The organism is Methanomicrobiales archaeon (genome assembly GCA_030019205.1).
In the GTDB taxonomy this organism is placed as follows: domain Archaea; phylum Halobacteriota; class Methanomicrobia; order Methanomicrobiales; family JACTUA01; genus JASEFH01.
In genome coordinates this window covers 1-20,213 of sequence record JASEFH010000029.1, presented here as the reverse complement: position 1 = coordinate 20,213, position 20,213 = coordinate 1, and the positions used below count along the sequence as shown (strand labels likewise).

Annotated in this window: 14 protein-coding genes; 8 read left to right on the top strand and 6 right to left on the bottom strand. The window is 62.3% G+C overall.

The genetic code is table 11. The features are described from left to right. Nucleotides 1–43 precede the first annotated feature (43 nt). From QMC96_12140 to QMC96_12125, 4 genes are all read right to left on the bottom strand, one after another. Nucleotides 44–1,063 carry a hypothetical protein gene (locus tag QMC96_12140; protein ID MDI6877506.1) on the bottom strand — a complete coding sequence of 340 codons (1,020 nt, stop codon included), beginning with the start codon at nucleotides 1,061–1,063 and terminating at the stop codon, nucleotides 44–46. A 323-nt stretch (nucleotides 1,064–1,386) separates the two neighbouring features. After that, nucleotides 1,387–1,623, bottom strand: a complete 237-nt coding sequence (locus QMC96_12135; protein MDI6877505.1) for a hypothetical protein — start codon at nucleotides 1,621–1,623, stop codon at nucleotides 1,387–1,389. Nucleotides 1,624–1,895: 272 nt separating this feature from the next. After that, entirely contained in the window at nucleotides 1,896–2,228 is a 333-nt protein-coding gene (locus tag QMC96_12130) for a hypothetical protein (protein MDI6877504.1), read from the bottom strand. 945 nt (nucleotides 2,229–3,173) lie between these two features. Further along, nucleotides 3,174–4,541, bottom strand: coding sequence for a PAS domain S-box protein (locus QMC96_12125; GenBank protein MDI6877503.1), 1,368 nt, complete (start codon nucleotides 4,539–4,541; stop codon nucleotides 3,174–3,176). 1,099 nt (nucleotides 4,542–5,640) lie between these two features. Between QMC96_12125 and frhA (QMC96_12120) the strand changes: the two genes are divergently transcribed. The 8 genes from frhA (QMC96_12120) (at nucleotide 5,641) to QMC96_12085 (ending at nucleotide 14,512) form a co-directional block, all read left to right on the top strand. After that, nucleotides 5,641–7,008 carry a coenzyme F420 hydrogenase subunit alpha gene (frhA, locus tag QMC96_12120; protein ID MDI6877502.1) on the top strand — a complete coding sequence of 456 codons (1,368 nt, stop codon included), beginning with the start codon at nucleotides 5,641–5,643 and terminating at the stop codon, nucleotides 7,006–7,008. An 11-nt stretch (nucleotides 7,009–7,019) separates the two neighbouring features. Beyond that, nucleotides 7,020–7,583 (top strand): coenzyme F420-reducing hydrogenase, FrhD protein, encoded by a 564-nt coding sequence (gene frhD / locus QMC96_12115; GenBank protein MDI6877501.1) that lies wholly within the window; start codon nucleotides 7,020–7,022, stop codon nucleotides 7,581–7,583. A 46-nt stretch (nucleotides 7,584–7,629) separates the two neighbouring features. Next, nucleotides 7,630–8,397 (top strand): coenzyme F420 hydrogenase subunit gamma, encoded by a 768-nt coding sequence (frhG, locus tag QMC96_12110; protein MDI6877500.1) that lies wholly within the window; start codon nucleotides 7,630–7,632, stop codon nucleotides 8,395–8,397. A 10-nt stretch (nucleotides 8,398–8,407) separates the two neighbouring features. After that, entirely contained in the window at nucleotides 8,408–9,277 is an 870-nt protein-coding gene (frhB, locus tag QMC96_12105; protein ID MDI6877499.1) for a coenzyme F420 hydrogenase subunit beta, read from the top strand. A gap of 1,090 nt (nucleotides 9,278–10,367) precedes the next feature. Next, a complete protein-coding gene (gene frhA / locus QMC96_12100; protein MDI6877498.1) occupies nucleotides 10,368–11,735 on the top strand; it encodes a coenzyme F420 hydrogenase subunit alpha in 1,368 nt (455 codons plus the stop codon). A 13-nt stretch (nucleotides 11,736–11,748) separates the two neighbouring features. Beyond that, nucleotides 11,749–12,630, top strand: coding sequence for a coenzyme F420 hydrogenase subunit gamma (gene frhG / locus QMC96_12095; protein MDI6877497.1), 882 nt, complete (start codon nucleotides 11,749–11,751; stop codon nucleotides 12,628–12,630). 12 nt (nucleotides 12,631–12,642) lie between these two features. Then, nucleotides 12,643–13,518, top strand: coding sequence for a coenzyme F420 hydrogenase subunit beta (frhB, locus tag QMC96_12090; protein MDI6877496.1), 876 nt, complete (start codon nucleotides 12,643–12,645; stop codon nucleotides 13,516–13,518). Between the two features lie 316 nt (nucleotides 13,519–13,834). Beyond that, the gene (locus QMC96_12085) at nucleotides 13,835–14,512 is read left to right on the top strand and encodes a class I SAM-dependent methyltransferase (GenBank protein ID MDI6877495.1); all 678 of its coding nucleotides are present in this window, start codon (nucleotides 13,835–13,837) and stop codon (nucleotides 14,510–14,512) included. A gap of 563 nt (nucleotides 14,513–15,075) precedes the next feature. Here QMC96_12085 and QMC96_12080 read toward each other — a convergent pair. After that, entirely contained in the window at nucleotides 15,076–17,439 is a 2,364-nt protein-coding gene (locus tag QMC96_12080) for a DUF853 family protein (GenBank protein MDI6877494.1), read from the bottom strand. A 33-nt stretch (nucleotides 17,440–17,472) separates the two neighbouring features. Beyond that, on the bottom strand, nucleotides 17,473–19,836 hold the full coding sequence (locus QMC96_12075; protein ID MDI6877493.1) for a DUF853 family protein: 2,364 nt from the start codon (nucleotides 19,834–19,836) through the stop codon (nucleotides 17,473–17,475). Between the last annotated feature and the right edge of the window lie 377 nt (nucleotides 19,837–20,213).

Sequence of the window (20,213 nt, the reverse complement as noted above, 5' to 3'; positions counted from 1 at the left end):
GTCGTGCTCCGGTAAAGCTCTTGTGGTTGGAGGGGGAGGATAATCAGAATTCTCTGGAGTATATTGCAAGATCTCTGGTACCTGCTGACCAGTCCGTATACCAATAATAATCATAATTGTTAGCGACAACAGATTCGAACTGGGAATTCCATCTTGCGTTAACGTGTGCCTCATAGTTATCATGGCACCATCTCCAAAGAATTTGTTCCAATTCGCGTCCAGTATGCATAGGATTTCCTACATCAGTCAGGAAATGACTGGCATATCCCAGTCTTTTTGCAGCCTCATATCGCTCTCCATCAGAATAGTAGCTTTTAGCTTCGTCTGCTAAATCACGACAAATAATCGGAGCACCCCCAAAATATGCTCCCGGGTTATAGTAGTGATCGAGAGAGTGGAATAATTCATTGAATGGCCATATATATCCCGCGTACCAAGAATCTGGTTCGGGCGCGTAATCTCTTCCAGTAGTCGGATAGGGGAACAGACATTTATCTGCAGCCCAATAGGCTATTTGACTATGTGTTGGGCTTCCTCCCCATAATACCGACATTTGACCTTCTGGATTCTCCCGATAATAGGCTTCATTCAGTAGCAATTGGACCATTTCAAGAGTTTTATTTTCTTGTTCAGTCAGGGACGTACTCTGGACGGTTGAGGTAAATCCAATTTGGGTGATTGTTCCACCATACGTCGGATATCCTGGCCCTCCTTCTTGAGTCTGACTAGTAACAGGATACTTCTTCCAGATCTCCTGGAGATTGTCTTTTAAGGTCAGTAGATCCTTTGTTGCAGAATTGGCACCGTTGAGATCTGCAATGAGGGTATCCAGGGAATTGACTATTTCATTTTTCCTATCATCATTTATCGTTAAAATAATCCAATGAGGTGTAGCGTTTTTAATGGATGGGTCAAATGAAATAACATTAACGGGCAGGTATCCCTCTACATCGTTATCTGGATCAATCTGTACCGATACGAGGCTTCCACCCGATTCATACAGTTTGCCCTTTTCTATTGCACTTACAGCTGGTATCAGAGCACAGCACAGCAAGAGCATCATCAGAAGCGCAGACAATATCCACGCTAGATTGGTTGTTTTCACGTTTTATATACCTCCATTCTCATTTTATCACGGAGGCACGACGCAACGCTTTTACGATCAAAGAGCGCACATAGTCATGCCTACGGGCAGCATCGGGGTTCTCCAATCTGGTCAGGATGGTGTGAACCCCGTGCTACACTGAAACCTTTGCTTTTCAGTATAAATGATTTGTGTAGAGATCGTCTACACGTTAGTCTAGCTTGGAATAGTGCCAGTCAGGCACTGTCATCTGAAAAAGTTTTAACCATATGGAATAGAAGACTCTCCTCTCTCTTTACCGGCTAATCTCTGCAGGTCTGCGCTCGTACAGGGATAGGGCCCGTCGTCCCTCCAGCGATCACCTCCGACACTCGTGCCCGATACGTTGCCTGTTGTCTACCGAACGCCGCTCCTCCGCCTGTCGTGAAGTCCAGATCGAAGGTGAGGGTATGATCAGCCTCATCGATCGAACGGATGGTATCGTCCACGAAGACCATGGTCGACTGCTCTGCTAGGATCCCGGAGCCGCACGTTCCCATGCTCTCCCCCGCCGGACCACATCAACGACAGGCGAGAAGCATACAGATTGAATGTCGTGTCGTACATCGCGGATGTCCCCTTTGGAAAATATTGCATGGATATCCGTGAGGTTCCGGTCTTGAGTCTGGAATGCGAGCATCTTATCCTCATCAGGCATCACTAAGGTCGAGGTCTATCTGCCGAACATCTGGTTCTGCAGCTCTTCATCCGAAAACACCAGTCTTTCGTTTACCATAGGGATAGGAACGATGATTGTTGTGATCAAGCCTCCCTAGGCCTTCGCCAGGCCCTGAACGGAGATCGTATACGTCGATACTTCAACGGTCATCGTAGACGCTCCGGCGACTGCGATGAGAATCGCCAGCGTCAGGACACCGCACAGGACGATGCCACCCACAATCGAGATAGCCAGTTTTTTCAGGGAGTAGCGATCCTTCACATAGAACCAGATAAGGTATCCGAATCCAACGAATCCGACAACGAAAAATGCATCGGCAAGAATACCCAGCGAGCCCATTCGTAGCAGCCAATAGAGGAGATAGATCAGGAAGAGTGCCCCGCCGATACTCACTGCAAGGATATTTTCCCGTTGCATCGACACCATCTCAATGTATAAAAATTAATTAGCTTTAAAAATACCTATCTTGTGAGCTCTGTAGAAGACTGTTTCTGCATCGAATTGCGCCCATGCTACGGCCCTTTCTGTCGATGTCGATAATCGTAGAAACAGACGCAGGCCCAGTCCTCTCCATTTACGGCGATAGAGTGCTTAGGTACCAGAGAGAGCCATCCCGCCAATCCCGGGCGAAGGGGGTTCGTCTAATCCTCTACAGAGTGTAGAGAATGTTATTCCGATCCTCATCTCCCCTATACAGGACTTATCACACTCCGACGGGAGGGGGTTTCCCCGCATTGCGATACTTCCTACACCAAGATGGCAGACTCTCTCACGGCTCTCGGGGGAAAGGCGGTTCACGCCTGGTCCAGGCTAAGGGTATCGATACCCGCTCTACATACCCATGCCTTATCGCAATAAGGGCGCGACCCCCCTTCCCTCTAAGTACGATAGCCTCCAGAAGATGTGGTCGATATTTCAAAGTATCCCCACCTTGCAGTGCGATAGACCCTCGTCCGGACTGCAGAAGCGATCCGTCCCCATCACTGGGGAACGAGCCCGGTCCAATCCAGGATCTCACACTTTTGCGGTGTATATCGCCGATACCCTCCGGCTTCACTACACCCGGTCCAATCGTACCCACGGGGGAGGGCCCCTTCTCCCTGCATCGTTTTAAATCGATCAAAACGGGAGAAGGTGGCAATCAGGTGATGTTCTCGATCTCTGGATCAACGCTGACAGAGCTGTTCCTTTTGCCGTTCCGACGCATAGGCCTTCTCGGAGACGGAAGAGATATTCTCCCGCCCCCCACGTCCCGGAGGGCGAGGACGGGAGAGAGGCGAAGCTGGGGATGTGAACGGATCTCATCCTGGAGGGGATGCTCTCGCAGATCTTCGAGAAAAAGAGGGTGTTGATGACGCGATGAACGCAGCCTTATCTATCCGGGCCATCCCGCCGCCCCCCGTGCAGGGAGGTGATGTCCCGGATCGACTGGATCGCTCCCATCCGCTTCCCCCGGCTTTCGAAGAGGGGGGCTGCCTTCCCCTGGAGGAGCCGCTCCCGGGAGTCGTGCGGCAGCTTCAGGTACCCCTCCGCGATGACCGTGCCCCTCTCCCGGCGGAAGAGGCGGTAGCGCCTCTCGATCTCGGGGATCTCCCGATCGACCAGATCGATGAGGATGGGGCGGAACGAGCCGTAGAAGGGGACGGCGTAGGCGTAATCGCTCCTGCCCAGCATCTCCCCGCGCGGCACGCCGGTCAGGTCCTCCATGGCGCGGTTCCAGGCGATCACCCGACGCTCGCTGTCGATCACGAAGGTGGCGTCGGGCAGAAAATCGACGATATTCTGCATCGTATCCACCATCTGGCGGAGCTCGTCCTCCGCCGTGCGGATCGCGGTGATGTCCTCGTAGGTGACGTACTGCCGGCCGTCGGAGAGCGTGACGGGGCGGAACACGATCGTCTTCGTCCCGCCGTCCCTGCACCGCACGGCGAACTGCCGGGGCCGCGTCTGCCCCACGCCATGCGAGGCCAGATCGGCGATCCAGGCCGATATCGCCTCCTTGCGGCAGCCGGCATCCGGGAACGCCCGGTCGAACCAGGCTCTGCCGTTGGGGACGTCCTCCCGCGTGTAGCCGAACACCTCCGTGAACCGGGGGTTGATGTAGAGGTACGTCCCGTCCCGATCGATGATGGCGATCGGGAAGGGCGAGAGATCGGCAACCGCCCGGAAACGCTCCTCGCTCTCGCGGAGCGCCCTCTCGTAGCGCCGCTCGGCCGTGGTGTCCTCGATCACGATCGTGGTTCCGGGGCTCCCGTCGTCGAAATCGGTGGGGATGAGTTTCACCCGGAAGAAGAGCTCCTGCCCTCCGCGGGAGAGGGCCGCATCGTACGTGTACTCCTGGCGGAAGTTGGGATCCCGGATCCTGGCGAGGAGGGGCGGTTCGGAGAGAAGGGGCAGGCAGTGATCCGCGAGGTTGCACCCGACGACGGCATCCCTCTCCATCGCCAGGAACTGCAGGAAGTTATCGCTGATCTGGATCAGCTTCCCGTGCCTGTCGCAGATCGCGACGAACGCCGAGGAGTACTTCAGCAGGGCCGAGGCGGGAACCCGCTGCGAGAGGAAGAAGACCTTGGCCGTACCGTAGGATCGCATCTCCACGTGCCCGGCCATCGTCAGGATATCGAGATACTTTGCCACGGAGTTCCTGTTCATCTGCAGCCGTTTCGAGATATCCGACACGCTCAGACCTTTCGGGTGGTCTCTCAGGATCTCCTTCAGCTTCAAGAGTAAATCGTCCAAGCCGGCCTCTCTCCAGGGTCTGCAGAAGGAGAGTACGGAACTGCAAAATAATAACTTTTTATGATTGCGTACAACCCGCCCCCGATACGACCTGCGACGGCATGCCGCTCGCGGGAGGTTCGCAGGCATCTCTCTCCCTGCTGCGCCGGCGCCCTCACCTGCGAATCTCCAGGATGTCCCGATGCTGCCGGAGCAGACCGTTCCCCGCCCGAACCTGCGGCGGTGGCCGATACCCGCAGTCGACGAGAGAGCCGCGATCGGATGCCGTCCTGCGACTTCCGCGCGGATGTGCGACTCCGGTTTCCCGGGCGGCTTTCCGGGCAGGGATCGGGAGATCGAAGGGGCGGAGGAAGGCGAGCCGCCAGCTGCGGAGATCGCCGGGGGAGAGCCTGCTTCCCGGGAGTGTCCCGGAATCCTTCCGGCACGCCCTGCATGGCGACCGATGCCGGGGAGTGCGGGAGAACGCGCGGCCTGCGCAGGGAGGCTCAGGAACGTGGGAGGTGGCGGAAGATTGGGTACTCAAGGCGCCGTCTCGGAGATCCGGCTCCCAGCGCGATGAGATCAGCGGAACCCGCAGGGATGCCCCGACCGCAAGGTCAGAGGCATCCGCACACCATCCCGGCATTCGTGTCCATCCGGGCATACTCTGCCGGAATGTGCGATCGCAGTCCCTGAATTCCGAATCCCGTGCACCTGCCGGTTCTTTTCGACAGGTTTAAGTAGATCGATGGCATACCCGCATTCAACTGCCATGCGATACTGCCTTGCAGTATTGGATATCGGCAACGCAAGGCGGATTAAAGGGAGTTCAAATAGTTAAATATATATGTATAATTTATTTTTGGGAATGGATTTATTATTATTAAATAACAGTAGATTTGCATCCATCCGCGGATGCTGCGCCATATTGAGCTCCGCTCATATGAAAGGTATTAATAGGAGATGAAAAGGAAAATACTATGGTTATCGTACCAGACCATCTCCTCGCGACTTGTTGACACGGTAGCCCAAGCAGCGGCGTGTCGACCCATCGGGGGAGTGGATGCGCAAGCATACCGCATCGCAGTTCGAACAAGCCAACAAGGTTGAGGCGATATAATTGTCGAAAGTTGTAGAGATTTCTCCAACCACGAGGCACGAGGGGCACTCCAAGCTCGTCCTGAAGATCAACGACGAGGGGATCGTCGAGCGCGGCGACTGGCTCTCCATCACGCCGGTGCGGGGTGTCGAGAGGCTCGCCGTCGGAAAGACGATGGAGCAGGTCCCCAAGATTGCTTCCCGGGTCTGCGGCATCTGTCCGATCGCGCACACCCTCGCCGGCGTCGAGGCGATGGAAGCGTCCATCGGCTGTGAGATTCCCCGGGATGCGTACCTGCTGAGGGTCATCCTGCAGTGCGCGAACCGTCTGCACAGCATAGCCCTGCACAACGTGCTGACGCTGCCGGACATGTACATCCCCGGAACCGATGCGAAGATCAATCCCTTCACGAAGGAGGAGCCGGTGCGGAGCGTGGCCAAGCGCATCCAGCGGCTCCGCGAGATCGGACAGACCATCGGCGAGATCGCCGGCGGCGAAGCGATTCACCCCAGCAACCCCCGCGTCGGCGGCATGTACAGGAACGTGACTCCGCGTGCGAAGGCCAAGATGTACGACCTGGCCAAGGAGGCGCGGGTGCTGGCCCAGGAGCAGATGGAGTTCATGATCGCCGTTCTGCGCAACTACCAGAAGCGGGACTGGGCGGAGGTCGGCGGCAGGCAGATCCCGATCCCGAAGGATCTCGGCTACCATGACCAGGGTTACATGGCAACGCACCCGGTCTACGGCAGCAGCAGCCTTGATGAGAATCCGACCTGGGATCCGGACCGCTGGATGGACGTCCGCCCCTGGGACTGGTATATGGGCGAGGTCGAGATCAACTACGAGGACCCGACCTACCCGATCGGCGGCACCACCAAGGCCGGCACGAAGGCGAACCCCCAGATGGAGGCCTGCACGGGCGTCCCGCTCTACGACGGCCAGCCCGTCGAGGTCGGCCCCCGCGCCCGCCTGGTGAAGTTCAAGAACTTCGACGAGAAGGGCACCATCGGCCAGCAGGTTGCCCGCCAGATGGAGTATCCCGACACGGTATATGCCATGATCCGCGCCCTCGACGAGCTGAATCCGAGCGGCAGGGTGATCGCAGACGAGATCCCGCAGGGCGACGGCTCCCTGGGCTGGGCTGCGAACGAGGCCCCCCGCGGGACGGACGTCCACCTCGCCCGGGTGAAGGACGGGCGGGTGCAGTGGTACTCGCTGCTGGTCCCGACCACCTGGAACTTCCCGACCTGCAGCCGGGCGCTCACCGGCGCCCCCTGGCAGCTCGCCGAGGTGGTCGTGCGCGGATACGACCCGTGCGTCTCCTGCGCCACCCACATGATCGTGGTCGATGAGGACAAGAGGATCGTGGCCCGGAAACTGATCCAGTGAGCGACGTGACGCTGTATCCGGAGATCGTGGTTGCAGGATGCGGAAACCCCCTGTTCGGCGACGACGGGTTTGGTCCGGCGGTCGTTGAGGAGCTGAAGAAGCTCGCCCTTCCCGACACGGTGAAGGTGGTGGATGCCGGTCTCGGCGGACCCCACTTCGTCTTCACCATGCTGGACGCAGACGTCACGAAGAAACTCGTGATCATCGACATCGCCGATTTCGGCGGAAATCCCGGAGACGTCACCATCATCCCTGTGGAGGATCTGCCGCCCGGCAGCTACCGTGACGCCCATTCCTGGGACCTGACCGAACCCCTGCTGCGACTCGCGGACAGGATCGAGATCACGGTGATCGGATGCCAGCCGAAGCGCGTTACGGCACCCGATTTCGAGATCGGGCTCACGGACGAGGTCCGGAATGCGATTCCCGGAACAGTGAGGCTCGTACTGAAGATTATCGGAGTGGATTATGGGACTACTGTCATCCCTGAAGAGGAGCATCGGAGGGGAGGAGCCTCAGAAACCAGCACCGGCTCCGGTCGTGCAGGCGACGCAAGCAGCAGCGCCTGCCGCTGAAGCGGCGGAGAAGAAGGTGGAAGTAGCTAAGAAGGAGGAGAAACCTGTGGCAAACAAAATAACTGTGGGACACGTTCACATGAGCGGCTGTACCGGCTGTCTGGTGTCCCTGGCAGATACATACGAAGGACTGTTCAAGATCCTTGACGACTATGCAGACCTCGTGTACGGGCTGACCCTTGCAGATGTCCGCAAGATTCCGGAGATGGACATCGCGCTCGTCGAGGGTGGTGTCTGTCTCCAGGATCACGAGTCGGTCGAGGACATCAAGACGACCCGGCAGAAGGCGAAGATCGTCGTGGCTCTCGGCGGCTGCGCATCCTACGGCAACATCCTGCGGTTCGCCCGCGGGGGCCAGCAGAACCAGCCGCAGCACGAGTCGTACGTACCGATCGGAGAACTGATCGATGTCGATGTGATGATTCCCGGCTGTGCTCCGACTCCCCAGCAGATCCGGAACGTGGTCGTGATGGCCTATCTGCTGCTGAAGGGCACGGACGACCAGAAGGCCCTGGCGGCGAAGTACCTGAAACCCATGATGGATCTGGCCAAGGGCAGCAAAGAGGCCTGCTTCTGCGACCTGATGTACGACGTGATCAATCAGGGGCTCTGCATGGGCTGCGGCAGCTGCGCGGCGGCGTGCCCGGTGCGGGCGATAACGATGGAGTTCGGGAAGCCGAACGGCCAGCGCGATCTCTGCATCAAGTGCGGCGCCTGCTACGCCCAGTGTCCGCGGTCGTTCCTGGATGCGGCGCTGCTGGAGCAGTACGAACCGATCACCGAACTCATCCAGGGGGCCATGGCGACGAAGTGAGGTGGAAGAAATGGCAAACATACTCGGCAACTACAAGCAGGTGATCTCTGCCCGCACCACGGACAGGGAGATTCTCCGCGGATCCCAGGACGGGGGTATCGTAACCGCCCTCTTCGCCTACGCCCTGGAGAACAACATCATCGACGGCGCGATCGTCGCGGGGGCGGGAGACCTCCCCTGGAAGCCGGAGCCCATCATTGCGCAGACGCGGGAAGAACTCCTCGCGGCACGGAAGACGAAGTATACGCTCAGTCCGAACCTGCAGCTCCTGAAGGAGGCGACCCGCAGCTACGGTCTGGACCGGATCGGTATCGTGGGCACGCCGTGCCAGATGCAGGCGGTGCGCAAGGCCCAGCTCTATCCCGTCGGCATGCGGGACGTGCCGGACAAGATCGCCCTCGCCATCGGCATCTTCTGCATGGAGAACTTCCCCTACCAGAGTCTCGTGCAGCTCGTCGAGGATCACACCAACCAGAAGATGGAGGCGGTCAAGAAGATGGAGATCGGCAAGGGCAAGTTCTCGGTCTACACCGAGCGCGGTGCCCTCGCGCAGATCCCGCTCAAGGTGACCCACAAGTACGAGCAGCCGGGCTGCCACGTCTGCCTGGACTACGTGGCCAACCTGGGCGACATCTCGACGGGCTCCGTGGGTTCGCCCGATGGCTGGTCGACGGTCTTCGTGCGGAGCAAGCAGGGCGAGAGCGTCTGGAGCAAGGCCGTTGCGGCCGGCTGGTTCGAGACCAAGCCCATGGATCAGGTGAAGCCCGGCCTCGATCTTGTGAACAAGCTCGCCACCGAGAAGATCACCAAGAACCAGAACTACCTGATCGCCCGCGGCAGCTACGGTGTCGGAAAGGGCCTCCGCAACCCCTATCTCTAACCTTTTTTGCTTACCGGAGCGGTACGCCCCATCTTCGGTGCTTCACGCGATGCGAATCGTCCCGACACGCCCCGGGGCTCCTGTCAGCAGCCTCCAGTTCTCTTGACGGTACACTCTAGAACTGCTACGCGATCGGAACGGCGTCTCCGCCTCTCTGGATATCCTGCGGTGCATCCGCGCCTCCGGCCGATGCTGCAGGGCAGGCGGGAGAGTAGCCGCCTCAACCCTCTCCAGATTGGAAGCCGGATGGTTCACTCTCAAGGTGTTCGCACGGGATCCGGTATGGTATTCCTGAATCTACAATCCGCGCTTAGTACACCGGGGGGAGGGGGTGCATCCCCCCGCCGGTACGATAGGTCCTGCTCTGGTAGCAGAAGAGATTCTCCTACCGCCGGAAGAGCAAGGGCGGTTCGACCGGGGCGGGGATGCCAACCCGAACTCCCACTGTCCCCTGTGACAAGCCCGATCGCAATGGGGAGAGGGGGTCAAGAGTATCCTCTTCGCTTCGCAGTAGGATATGGGGGTGGTCTGTGTGTTCCCTTTACAAGTATCCTCACCCCCGCTGGTTGACAATCCTTACCCGGGGATACGCCACTCCCGTGCTCCCACGAGAAGGGGGACCTGTTTCCAGGCGCTTGAAATCCCGCTCTCCCCTGCTCAGCCCTATCATGCTGCGGGGGAGGGGTCGCCCGGCATCCGGGTCTCGCTCCGTGATCGGGCCACGGGGCTCGGCGGCCTGCAAGCGATCACGGGTCTGCGGAGGTTCTCACGGGCGATGCGGGCGTTCCAATCCCATACCGGTCCTGCATCGACTCGCATTCTCACCTGCTTCGCAGGACAGCACGGCAGTTGATCAAGGCATAAGCAGCAGTAAAAGGGCTAACCCTCTCTGTATTTGCCGGTTCAGGCCAGAAATAGCCTTTTCCTATCGCACAGAAGAAATCATTATATACGATCAGGGGTGTAGGGGGCTCCACAGGTATAGCCAAAACAGACCCCATATACTCCTTCACGCGATGTCAGGCGGAGGAGAGGCGTACCGAACTGTACAGCACGTTGAACAACTTTTCCAAGGATGAGGCGATAGACATTGTCGAAAGTTGTAGAGATCTCCCCGACGACGAGGCACGAGGGGCACTCCAAGCTCGTCCTGAAGATCGATGACGAGGGGATCGTCGAGCGCGGCGACTGGCTCTCCATCACGCCGGTGCGGGGCATCGAGAAGCTCGCCATCAACAAGTGGATGGAGCAGGTCCCCAAGATTGCCTCGAGGACCTGCGGGATCTGCCCCATTGCCCACACGCTGGCCGGCGTCGAAGCCATCGAGGCCTCGATCGGCGTGGAGATCCCGAAAGATGCCCGGCAGCTGCGGATCATCCTGCAGGCCGCGAACAGGCTGCACAGTCATGCACTCTGGAGCATACTTGCGCTGCCGGACATGTACATCCCCGGGACCGACACGAAGATCAACCCGTTCTCCCCCGAGGAGCCGGTGCGGAGCGTGGCCAGACGGATCCAGCGGATCCGCGAGATCGCGCAGACCATCGGCGAGATCTCCGGCGGCGAAGCGATTCACCCCAGCAATCCCCGCATCGGCGGGATGTACATGAACGTGTCTCCGCTGGCCAAGAACAAGATGTACGATCTCGCCAAGGAGGCGCGGGTGCTGACGCAGGAGCACATGGAGTTCATGATCGCGGTCTTCCGGAACTTCATGAAGCGGGACTGGACGGAGGTCGGCGGCAGGCAGGTCCCGATCCCGAGGGATCTCGGCTACCACAACCAGGGCTATATGGCGACGGATCCCCTCTACGGGACATCCAGCCTCGATCCGAACCCGACCTGGAACCCGGACCGGTTCATGGAGGTGCGCCCCTGGGACTGGTACATGGGCGAGATGACCGTCGACCACGAGGACCCGGCCTACCCGATCGGCGGCACGACGAAGGCCGGAGTGCAGACCGATCCCCGCATGGAGGCCTGCAACGGCGTCCCGCTCTACGACGGCCAGCCCGTCGAAGTGGGGCCGAGGGCCCGGCTGGCGGTCTTCCGCAACTTCGACGAGAAGGGCACCCTGGGCCAGCAGATTGCCCGCATGATGGAGATGACGGATGCGGTCTACAGCATGATCCGCGCCCTCGACGAGCTGAACCCGAACGGCAGGGTGCTCGCGGAGGAGATCCCGCAGGGCGACGGCTCCCTGGGCTGGGTCGTGAACGAGGCTCCCCGCGGGAGCGACGTCCACCTCGCCCGGGTGAAGGAAGGGCGCGTGCAGTGGTACAACATGCTGGTCCCGACCACCTGGAACTTCCCGACCTGCAGCCGGGCGCTCACCGGCGCACCCTGGCAGCTCGCCGAGGTGGTGATGCGGGGGTTCGACCCGTGCGTCTCCTGCGCCACCCACATGATCGTGGTCGACGAGGAGAGGAGGATCGTGGCCCGGAAGATGGTCCAGTGAGGGGGAGTGAACCATGGGATTACTGTCATCCATCAAGAAAGGCATGGGCGGGGAGGAGCAGCAGATGCCGCCCACGTCCCCTCCGGCCCAGACGGAAGAGGCGCGGAGGGAGGAGAGAGCGACGCCGGACAGGATCCGGGTGGGCCACGTCCACCTGTGCGGCTGCACCGGCTGCGTCGTGGCCTTGACGGACATCTACCAGGGCCTGTTCAAGGTCCTCGACGACTACGTGGACTGGGTCTACGGGACCACGATCGCCGATGTGCGGCGCATCCCGGAGATGGACGTCGCCCTCGTCGAGGGGGCCGTCTGCCTGCAGGATCACGAGCAGATCCAGGATCTCCGCACGACCCGGCTGCAGTCCAAGCTCGTGGTCGCCATCGGCTCCTGCGCCTGCACGGGAAACATCCTGCGGTTCTCGCGGGGCGGCCAGGTGAACCAGCCGCAGCACGAGTCGTTCGCGCCGATCAGCGACCTGGTCGACGTGGACGTGCACATCCCGACCTGCGCCCCGACGCCCCAGCAGATCCGCAACACGATCGTGATGGCCTACCTGCTGCTGAAGGGCACGGACGACCAGAAGGCCCTTGCCGGGAGGTGGCTCAAGCCCATGATGGACCTGGCCAGGACCCCCTTCTACCAGAAGGCATCCTTCAACACCCTCATGCAGGAGGTGATCAACCAGGGGCTCTGCATGGGATGCGGCACCTGTGCGGCATCCTGTCCGGTGCGGGCGATCAGCATGGAGTTCGGGAAGCCGAACGGCACCCGGGACCTCTGCATCAACTGCGGCGCCTGCTACGCCCAGTGCCCCCGGAGCTTCTTCGACCATGACCTGATGGAGCAGCACGAGAGCATCATGGAGCTGATCCAGGGGGCCATGGCGCCGAAGTGAGGTGAGAGTGACATGGTACTGACACTCGGGAACTACAGGCAGGTGCTGGCGGCGCGAACGACGGATAAGGAGATCCTGAAGAACGCGCAGGACGGCGGCATCGTCACCGCCCTCTTCGCCTACGCCCTGGAGAACGACATCATCGACGGCGCGATCGTCGCGGGGCCGGGGCAGCTGCCCTGGCAGGGGATGCCGATGGTGGCGATGAACCGGCAGGAACTCCTGGCGGCGCAGAAGACGAAGTACAACATCAGCCCGAACATGAAGCTCTTGAAAGAGGCCACGCGGAGCTTCGGGCTCGAGAAAGTGGGATTCGTCGGCGTTCCCTGCATGCTCCAGGGGCTCCGGAAGGCGCAGGTCTATCCTATCGCGATGCGGGACGTGCCGGACAAGATCGCGCTCGTGCTGGGGATCTTCTGCATGGAGGTCTTCCCCTACCAGAGCATGGTGCAGCTCGTCGAGGACCACACCAACCAGAAGCTGGAGTCGGTCAGCAAGATGGAGATCGGCAAGGGGAAGTTCACGGTCTGCACGGAACGCTGCGCGGTCACGGCGATCCCGCTCAAGGTGACCCACAAGTACGAGCAGCCGGGCTGCCACGTCTGCCTGGACTACGTGGCCAATCTCTCCGACATCTCCAGCGGCTCCGTAGGGACGCCGGACGGCTGGTCGACGGTCTTCGTGCGGACGAAGAAGGGCGAGGCGGTCTGGAACGGCGCCGTGGCGGAGGGGTGGTTCGAGACCCAGCCCATCGAACAGGTGAAGCCCGGCCTGGACCTGGTGACCAAGCTCGCCACCGAGAAGATCACCAAGAACAAGAAGACGCTCGAGGAGAGGGCCGCCCTGGGCGTGGGGAAGGGTCTCCGCAACCCCTACCTCTCGACCTGAATCTCTTTTTCATCTGGATTCCGGATTCAATCCGCATTCTACGGCTTCCGCGAGGTCCCGCGAGAAGATGGCGACGGAGGTATTCCCAGGTGAGATCCCTCTCCCGCTTTCGTGCGATGGAGGGGGTTTTGGAATTCCCCGTCCCAGGCCTTTCGCACCATTCCCCCGGTGAGGGGAGGGGGAGGCCCGGAAAGGGCTGCCCCGGGGCACTTCCGGCAGATGCGATGGCCGTTATGGGGTCTCACGGCACACGCCTGACGATGGACCTCTTCAGCATGCACGAGGGCATGCCCCGCCAGGGGCCGGGGAGCAACGCGTGCACGGGAAAGGCATTCTCGGTGCTCGCCTCCCTCCCCCGGAGCTCCTGGATATCGGCTGCGGGAGCGGGATGCAGACGATCGAACTGGCCCGCGCCTGCCCTGACTGCCGCATCGCCGCCGTCGGCACCCCCCAGCCCTACCGGGACGACCCCGCCCGGAGAGCGGCAGCGGCCGGTGCGGGCGGGCGGATAACCACGCTCCGGGCCTCCATGGACGGCCTGCCGTTCGGGGATGCATCGTTCGACGTCCTCCGGGCGGGGAGCTCGATATTCGTCATGGGGTTCGAGAAGGGATGGAACTCGTGGAGGCGGCTCCTCCGCCCGGGCGGCCGCCTCTGTCTCACCGAGGCCGTATGGTTTCCGGACAGTCCTTCACCGGAGGCGGCGGCGTTCTGGAACGAGTGCTATCCGGGGATGACGACGGCCGCGGAGAACCGCCTCACCGCCGAACGGGCCGGCTACGAGATCGTCGCGACCTTCCCGCTCCCCCGATCCGCGTGGCGGGAGGACTACTATACCCCCCTCCTCGAACGGCTGCCCGGCCTGAAGGCGGCTGCGGGCGGCGATCCCGCCGCGGAGGCCCCGGTCGCGTTCTCGGAACGGGAGATCGAGATGCCCCGCACGCACGGAAGCGAGTACGGCTGCGAGTTTTTCGTCCTGCGGAAGAACCGCTGACTGCCCCCCTCCCAGAAGACAGTTTTCTCCCTCCACTCGAGTCCCCCGCCCGAGGCCGCCATCGACTGTGTCCGCCCCAACGCCCGTGCACCCGCTCCTCCCCACGGGACGAATCGCACAGAAGGGGCGCACTTCCCTCCCCTGTGCCCCAACCTCCGCCGGCATGATACCCGGGAGAGGTCTTCGCAGGAACAGCCCCGTCCTGAACTCCCGCCCCGCCCGTACGATGCCCCGGGGGGAAGGAATACCCCAGTACCTGCACGGAATCCCCGCTCCCGCTCGCACGACAACGCCCAGATACCGGTTGGCGGGGGGGGTCCTGCAATTCCGAGAGACAGATTCCATTCGCGGCCGACGGGATCATCATGCGCTCGTCGCCCTCGATAGTGGGGGCTATCACACCAGCCGGGGATCGGGGGGAAGAGAGGGGCCCCCGCTTCTCATACCGCATGGCAGAGCTCCGGAGGCAATCGAGCAGCAGAAGATCGGGGTCGTTCTCCGGCAGTATCCCCTCCAGTCTCCCGTACCCTATCGGGATTTCCGGTGCGGCTGGACGGCCGGCATCAGGGCTGTCCTTTCTCGGCCGGGCAGGTTCTCTCCCAGGAGGGGACGATATAGAGGCGCTGCCGCTCCCTGCCCAGGATGAGGATCCCCTCCCCCCGCTCCAGCTCCAGGAGATCGACGTCCGGAATCCCGAAGAACCGTGCATTCCTGCGGGCCTGATCCCCGTTCTGGGCCTTCATGCAGACCTTCACCTCGATGTTGGCCAGCACCTCCTCGGGGAAGTGCCCGACGAGCTGGGACGCCAGGATGAGCCCGACTCCGAACTTCCGCAGCTCGCTCGCGTACTTGTTCAGGACCGCCTTGATCCCCTGCCGTTCGCTCACCAGCAGCTTGGCCTCGTCCACGACGACGAACAGCCGGAACCGCTCACGGTCCCCCGCCGGTGCCCTGGGAATCTCCCCCATCGACTGCAGGGCGTAGTAGAGCTTGCGCAGGAAGAGGTCGGCGTAGAGGAACCGCAGCGACTCGGGGAGAGCGCGGAGATTCAGGCGCGTGATCCCCCCGCGGAGAACCGACCGCACCTCGATCCGCTTCTCCCCCGAGAAGAGCCTGTACTGGAAGGCGTCCGCCAGGTAGGCGGCGAGCGTGCGGGCAGTCCTGCCGGCGCTCCCCTGCATCTCGTCCTCGATCGAGGCGAAGTCGAGATCCCCTCCCCAGGTTGCGGGATCGCCCGTGATCCCGCACCTGCGGTAGGCCCGGCGGATGAACTGCTTCAGCTGCTCCCGCTGCTGGATCCCGAGCGTGGGGAAGTTGATGGAGATCGCATCCACGAAGTCGGAGGTCGCCCGCAGCGGGGTGATCTCGGGCAGGGCGGGATCGAGCTCGAGCGGGTTGAAGCAGTAGCCCGCGTCCTCCCGAATCGTGCAGGTCCGCTGGTCCGGGACGTCCAGCGCCATGTCCCCGTGGAAGTCGATCAGGAGCAGCGGATACCCCTGCCGCGCCAGTTCGGCGGCGATGCAGCGGATCGTCTCGGTCTTCCCGGCGCCGGTGCCCCCGACGATGAGCACGTGCCCGTTCTGCAGATCGCCCGGTCGCCAGCGGACCTCTTCGCCCCGGCTCGACCGCCCCAGGAATACCGAAAGGGGCGGATCCCCGGCGGTCTGCCCCCTCCCGAGGTCTCCCCGGCGGAGGCGGTCCACGAACCTGGCATAGGCGGGCGGGCAGTCACGGCATACCCGGTCGGTCACCCCCTCGCGGGAGAGGGCGACGAAGATCCAGTCGCCGCCAGGCCTGATGCAGCAGACCTCCTGGTGCAGCCGCTCCAGATCCGATGCGGACAGCAGGGAGGCGATCGCCACCCGCCAGGAGGGCGACGGGGATGCCCGCAGCCTCTCCATGTCGCCCAGCGCGAACCAGGGGGCGAGCGCAACGGCGATCGGTCGCCCGCTGGCATGGGTGCGCCAGACCCGCATCCCGTCGCCACCTTCGATCGGCTCCGGCAGGGGCTGTTCGAGGAGCGCCGGCAGCGCCGGTGCGACAATCCTCTCCGCCTCTGCCAGCGCCGTCCGCTTCCGCTCCGCGATCCCCCTCCGCAGGCGCTCCCGCAACCGCCAGTTGACCGCCAGGACTCCCCCATGCCGACCGACGACGCAGGGGTGGAGCGGCACCTCCCACGGCATCTCCGACCCGTCCATCCAGCCGCGCTCCGCCAGCCCCTCCAGCGCGGCCAGGGCGTCGCCGCGGCGATCGGCCAGGAGCCGATCCAGGAATGCAGACGGATCGGGCGGATCGGGCAGCCCCGCCTCGAGGTGCCGGGGGATGCCATCCCCCAGGTACGACGGAAAGACGAGTTCGTTCTCGCGCCGGCTCCCGCCGGGGGCAGCACTGACCCACGGCAGCTCGTTCACGAGGCCGAGACGGATGAGGGCGAGAAACACCTCCTCTGCCTCCGCCGGGATCCCGAACGTGGCGTCCAGCACTGCCAGGAAGCGGTGCATCTTCTCCTGGCAGGCACGGTAGTCACGGGTATGCGGCCAGAGGCTGTAGTCGTCCTTCAGCCGGCAGAAGAGCCAGGCGATCGATCGCTCCCGGATCGGGGCGCGTGCGATGCGGGAAACGGTCTCCGCGAGGAGGGCCCCCGCGACCTCCGGGGAGCGGCGGACGTGGATCTCGGCGTCCAGGTATCCTCCGGCAAAAGAGAGCCCGGCCGCTTCCACCTGCCGGACCAGCGTTCGGTAGATCCCTGCCGCCTGATCGGCGGTGAGGCCGTAGCGCACGATCAGATTCTGCTGGATGCGGGTGTGGTCCGGCAGGAGCCCCCGCCGCACCGCCGCGTATCCCGTCGGGGTCGTCGCCCACTGGTAGAGGGCATCCAGGAGAACGATCTCCGCGGAGCAGGCCTTCAGCAGATCCCGCACTCCCACACGATCCCTCCGCCGGGGTTCGGCAGACCCCGTTCACGGCCCGGCATGGACGGGCGGGGCACCCCTCTCCCTCGTGGGGACGATCTTCACGTTCATCTTCTCGCTCCCGATGATCAGGATCCCCTCCCCGGGCTGGAAGTTCATCAGGTCCGTCTCGCTCACCTCGAAGAACTTGCTGTTCTCCTGCGCCTGTTTCTTGTTCTCCGTGCGCATGCAGAGTTTGACGGCGATGTTGGCCAGGATCTCGTCGTTGAAGTGGCTGATCAGCTGGGACGCCAGAATCAGGCTCACCCCGAACTTCCGCATCTCGGTGGCGTACTTGTTTAAGACCGCCTTGATCACCTGCTTCTGGCCGGTCTTCTGGCTGACCAGCAGCTTGGCCTCGTCCACGATGATGAAGAGTCGGAACTTCGCCCGCGTGCTGTCCGTGCTCCGCGGGATCTCTCCGAGCGCCTGGAGGGAGTAGAAGAGGCGGCGGAGGAAGAGGTCCGCGAAGAGGTAGCGCAGGTTCTCGGGGAGCGCGTTCAGGTTCATGTGCGTGATCCCGCCCGCGAGGATCTCCTTGATGGCGATCTTCTCGGTCCCCGAGAAGAGCTTGTAGTCGAAGATGTCCTCGAGGTAGGCCGGGATCGTCTCGTCCTCGCAGGCCATGATCGCGTCCTCGACCTCGTCGAAGTCGACCTTCCTGTTCCAGGTCTCCCGAGCGGCCGTGAACCCCCCGCGGCGGTAGATCTCCTTGATGATCCCCTTGATGCTCCTCCGCTGCTGGATGCCGAGCGTGGGGAAGTTGATGGAGATCGCATCCACGAAGTCGGAGGTCGCCCGCAGCGGGGTGATCTCCGGCAGGGCGGGATCGAGCTCGAGCGGGTTGAAGCAGTAGCCCGCGTCCTCCCGAATCGTGCAGGTCCGCTGGTCCGGGACGTCCAGCGCCATGTCCCCGTGGAAGTCGATCAGGAGCACCGGATACCCCTGCCGCGCCAGTTCGGCGGCGATGCAGCGGATCGTCTCGGTCTTCCCGGCGCCGGAACCGCCGATGATGATGAAGTGCCCGTTGTTGAGCGTCCCCGGGGCCCAGTAGACCCTGTCGCCGTTCCCCGAGTGCCCCAGGAAAATGGCGAGCGCATCCCCGCCCGCATTCAGGGTATGGGCTCCCGCAGCCGGGGACCGCCCGCCGACTGCATCCGCCGCGCCGGCAACCCCCTTCTCCTCCGCGGGTCTTTCGGGAGGCGGATAGGCGCTGCTGTCCCCCCGGGCCGTCTCCTGCCACCGCTCCGCAGGCGCAGCGGGCAGCATGGCAGGGTGTTCGGGATCCGCAGGCGGGCCAGCAGGAGAGGACGGCGCGTCAGATTTCCCGGTCCTCTCACGCAGCGGGGCCTGCGGGGCCTCATCCGCTCTCTCTTCCGCGGCGCATCCGTTCAGGGATGCCCCGAACTGTTCGGCCACCTCCCGCTGCAGGGACGCGGCAATCGCATCCAGGTGCGCGCGGTAGCGCTCCTCGTCGGCGATAATGAACTGGACGCCGCCGTCGCCGCCGCGGTGGGAGGGCAGCTTCGTCACCTTCACGGAGTCTGCCAGGCGGTCCAGGCAGGTGATGAGATCCGCCTGCAGCTCCCGCGATGCCCGTATCGAGTCGTAGTGGTGCTTGCGCCGAAGAAACTCGAGAACCAGGTACTTTCGCCGGACGTACTCCACGAAGGAGAGGCAGCGGGCCTTCAGGTCGTCGCTGTGGGACGCGGTGATCGCCTCCAGGATGTAGACCGTCTCGTCGGGGAAGACGTACTGCCAGCGCTCGGCAGACGACCCGGGGTATTCGCAGGCGATGACGGCAAGCCCGCATTCCGCCAGGAGGCGGGCAAACTGCTCCAGTTCCCGGAATACAGCGGAACTGCGGTGCGTGATGAAGCCGAGAAACGAGTGCGGGTCTTCGGCCGAACCGATGGGGAGCGTCTTCTCGGTATAGCGGTAATGGGAGCTGCCGGCGAGAAGATACGGCACCAGCGGATGCACCTTCGATGCGAGCGCCCCCCAGTCCAGAACACCGATCCGCTTTCTCACGAGGACGCCGCCCACCCGCGCTCCGTCGCGGGTGGGCAGCATGACCCGCACGCCCTGCCAGGATGCTTCCCGCACGAGACCGCACTGCTTCAGCGCCAGCGTTCCCCCGGGGCAGCACCGCTCGCAGGCGCCGTCCCCCGTGCCGTCCGTCGTGTGGCTGTTCTTTGCGATGTACACGAAGATGAGCGCTTCGATAATCCCCTGGATTTCCGATCTGTTGAAATAGCTCAGGTAATCTCTGACATTCGGGGATAGCTGCTGCAGGATGTCGGCGCTGTCTTCCGGAGAATAGCCCATGGACTGGAGGGTTTCTTCCAGAATCGCCGATCTCTGGGGATTCACGCAAAAGTATTTTCCTTTCAGACATCTTTAAACCCGTGCAAATGAACCGGCGGCTCTGCAGAATGCCAATCCGGCCCACTTTTCAGCCGTTTCACGCTCCCCTTCATCGGTCCCGATGGCGGCGGAAAGGCCGGTCCGACCCGGGTGCACCCACGAGCTCCTGCCTTCTGCCTACTGGCCCCATCGCACTGATGGGGAGAGGGAGATCCCTCCACCAAATCCCCCCACCGCGCCTGCGATAATCCCCCTGCCAATGCTGAATCGCATGATTGGGAGAGAGGGGTAGGTCAACCTGAATTTGGAGGCAAAGAGCACGCTCATATAAACACCTCCTATACAGGTCTATCGCAATAGCGGGGGAGGGGGTTTTGAAGGGG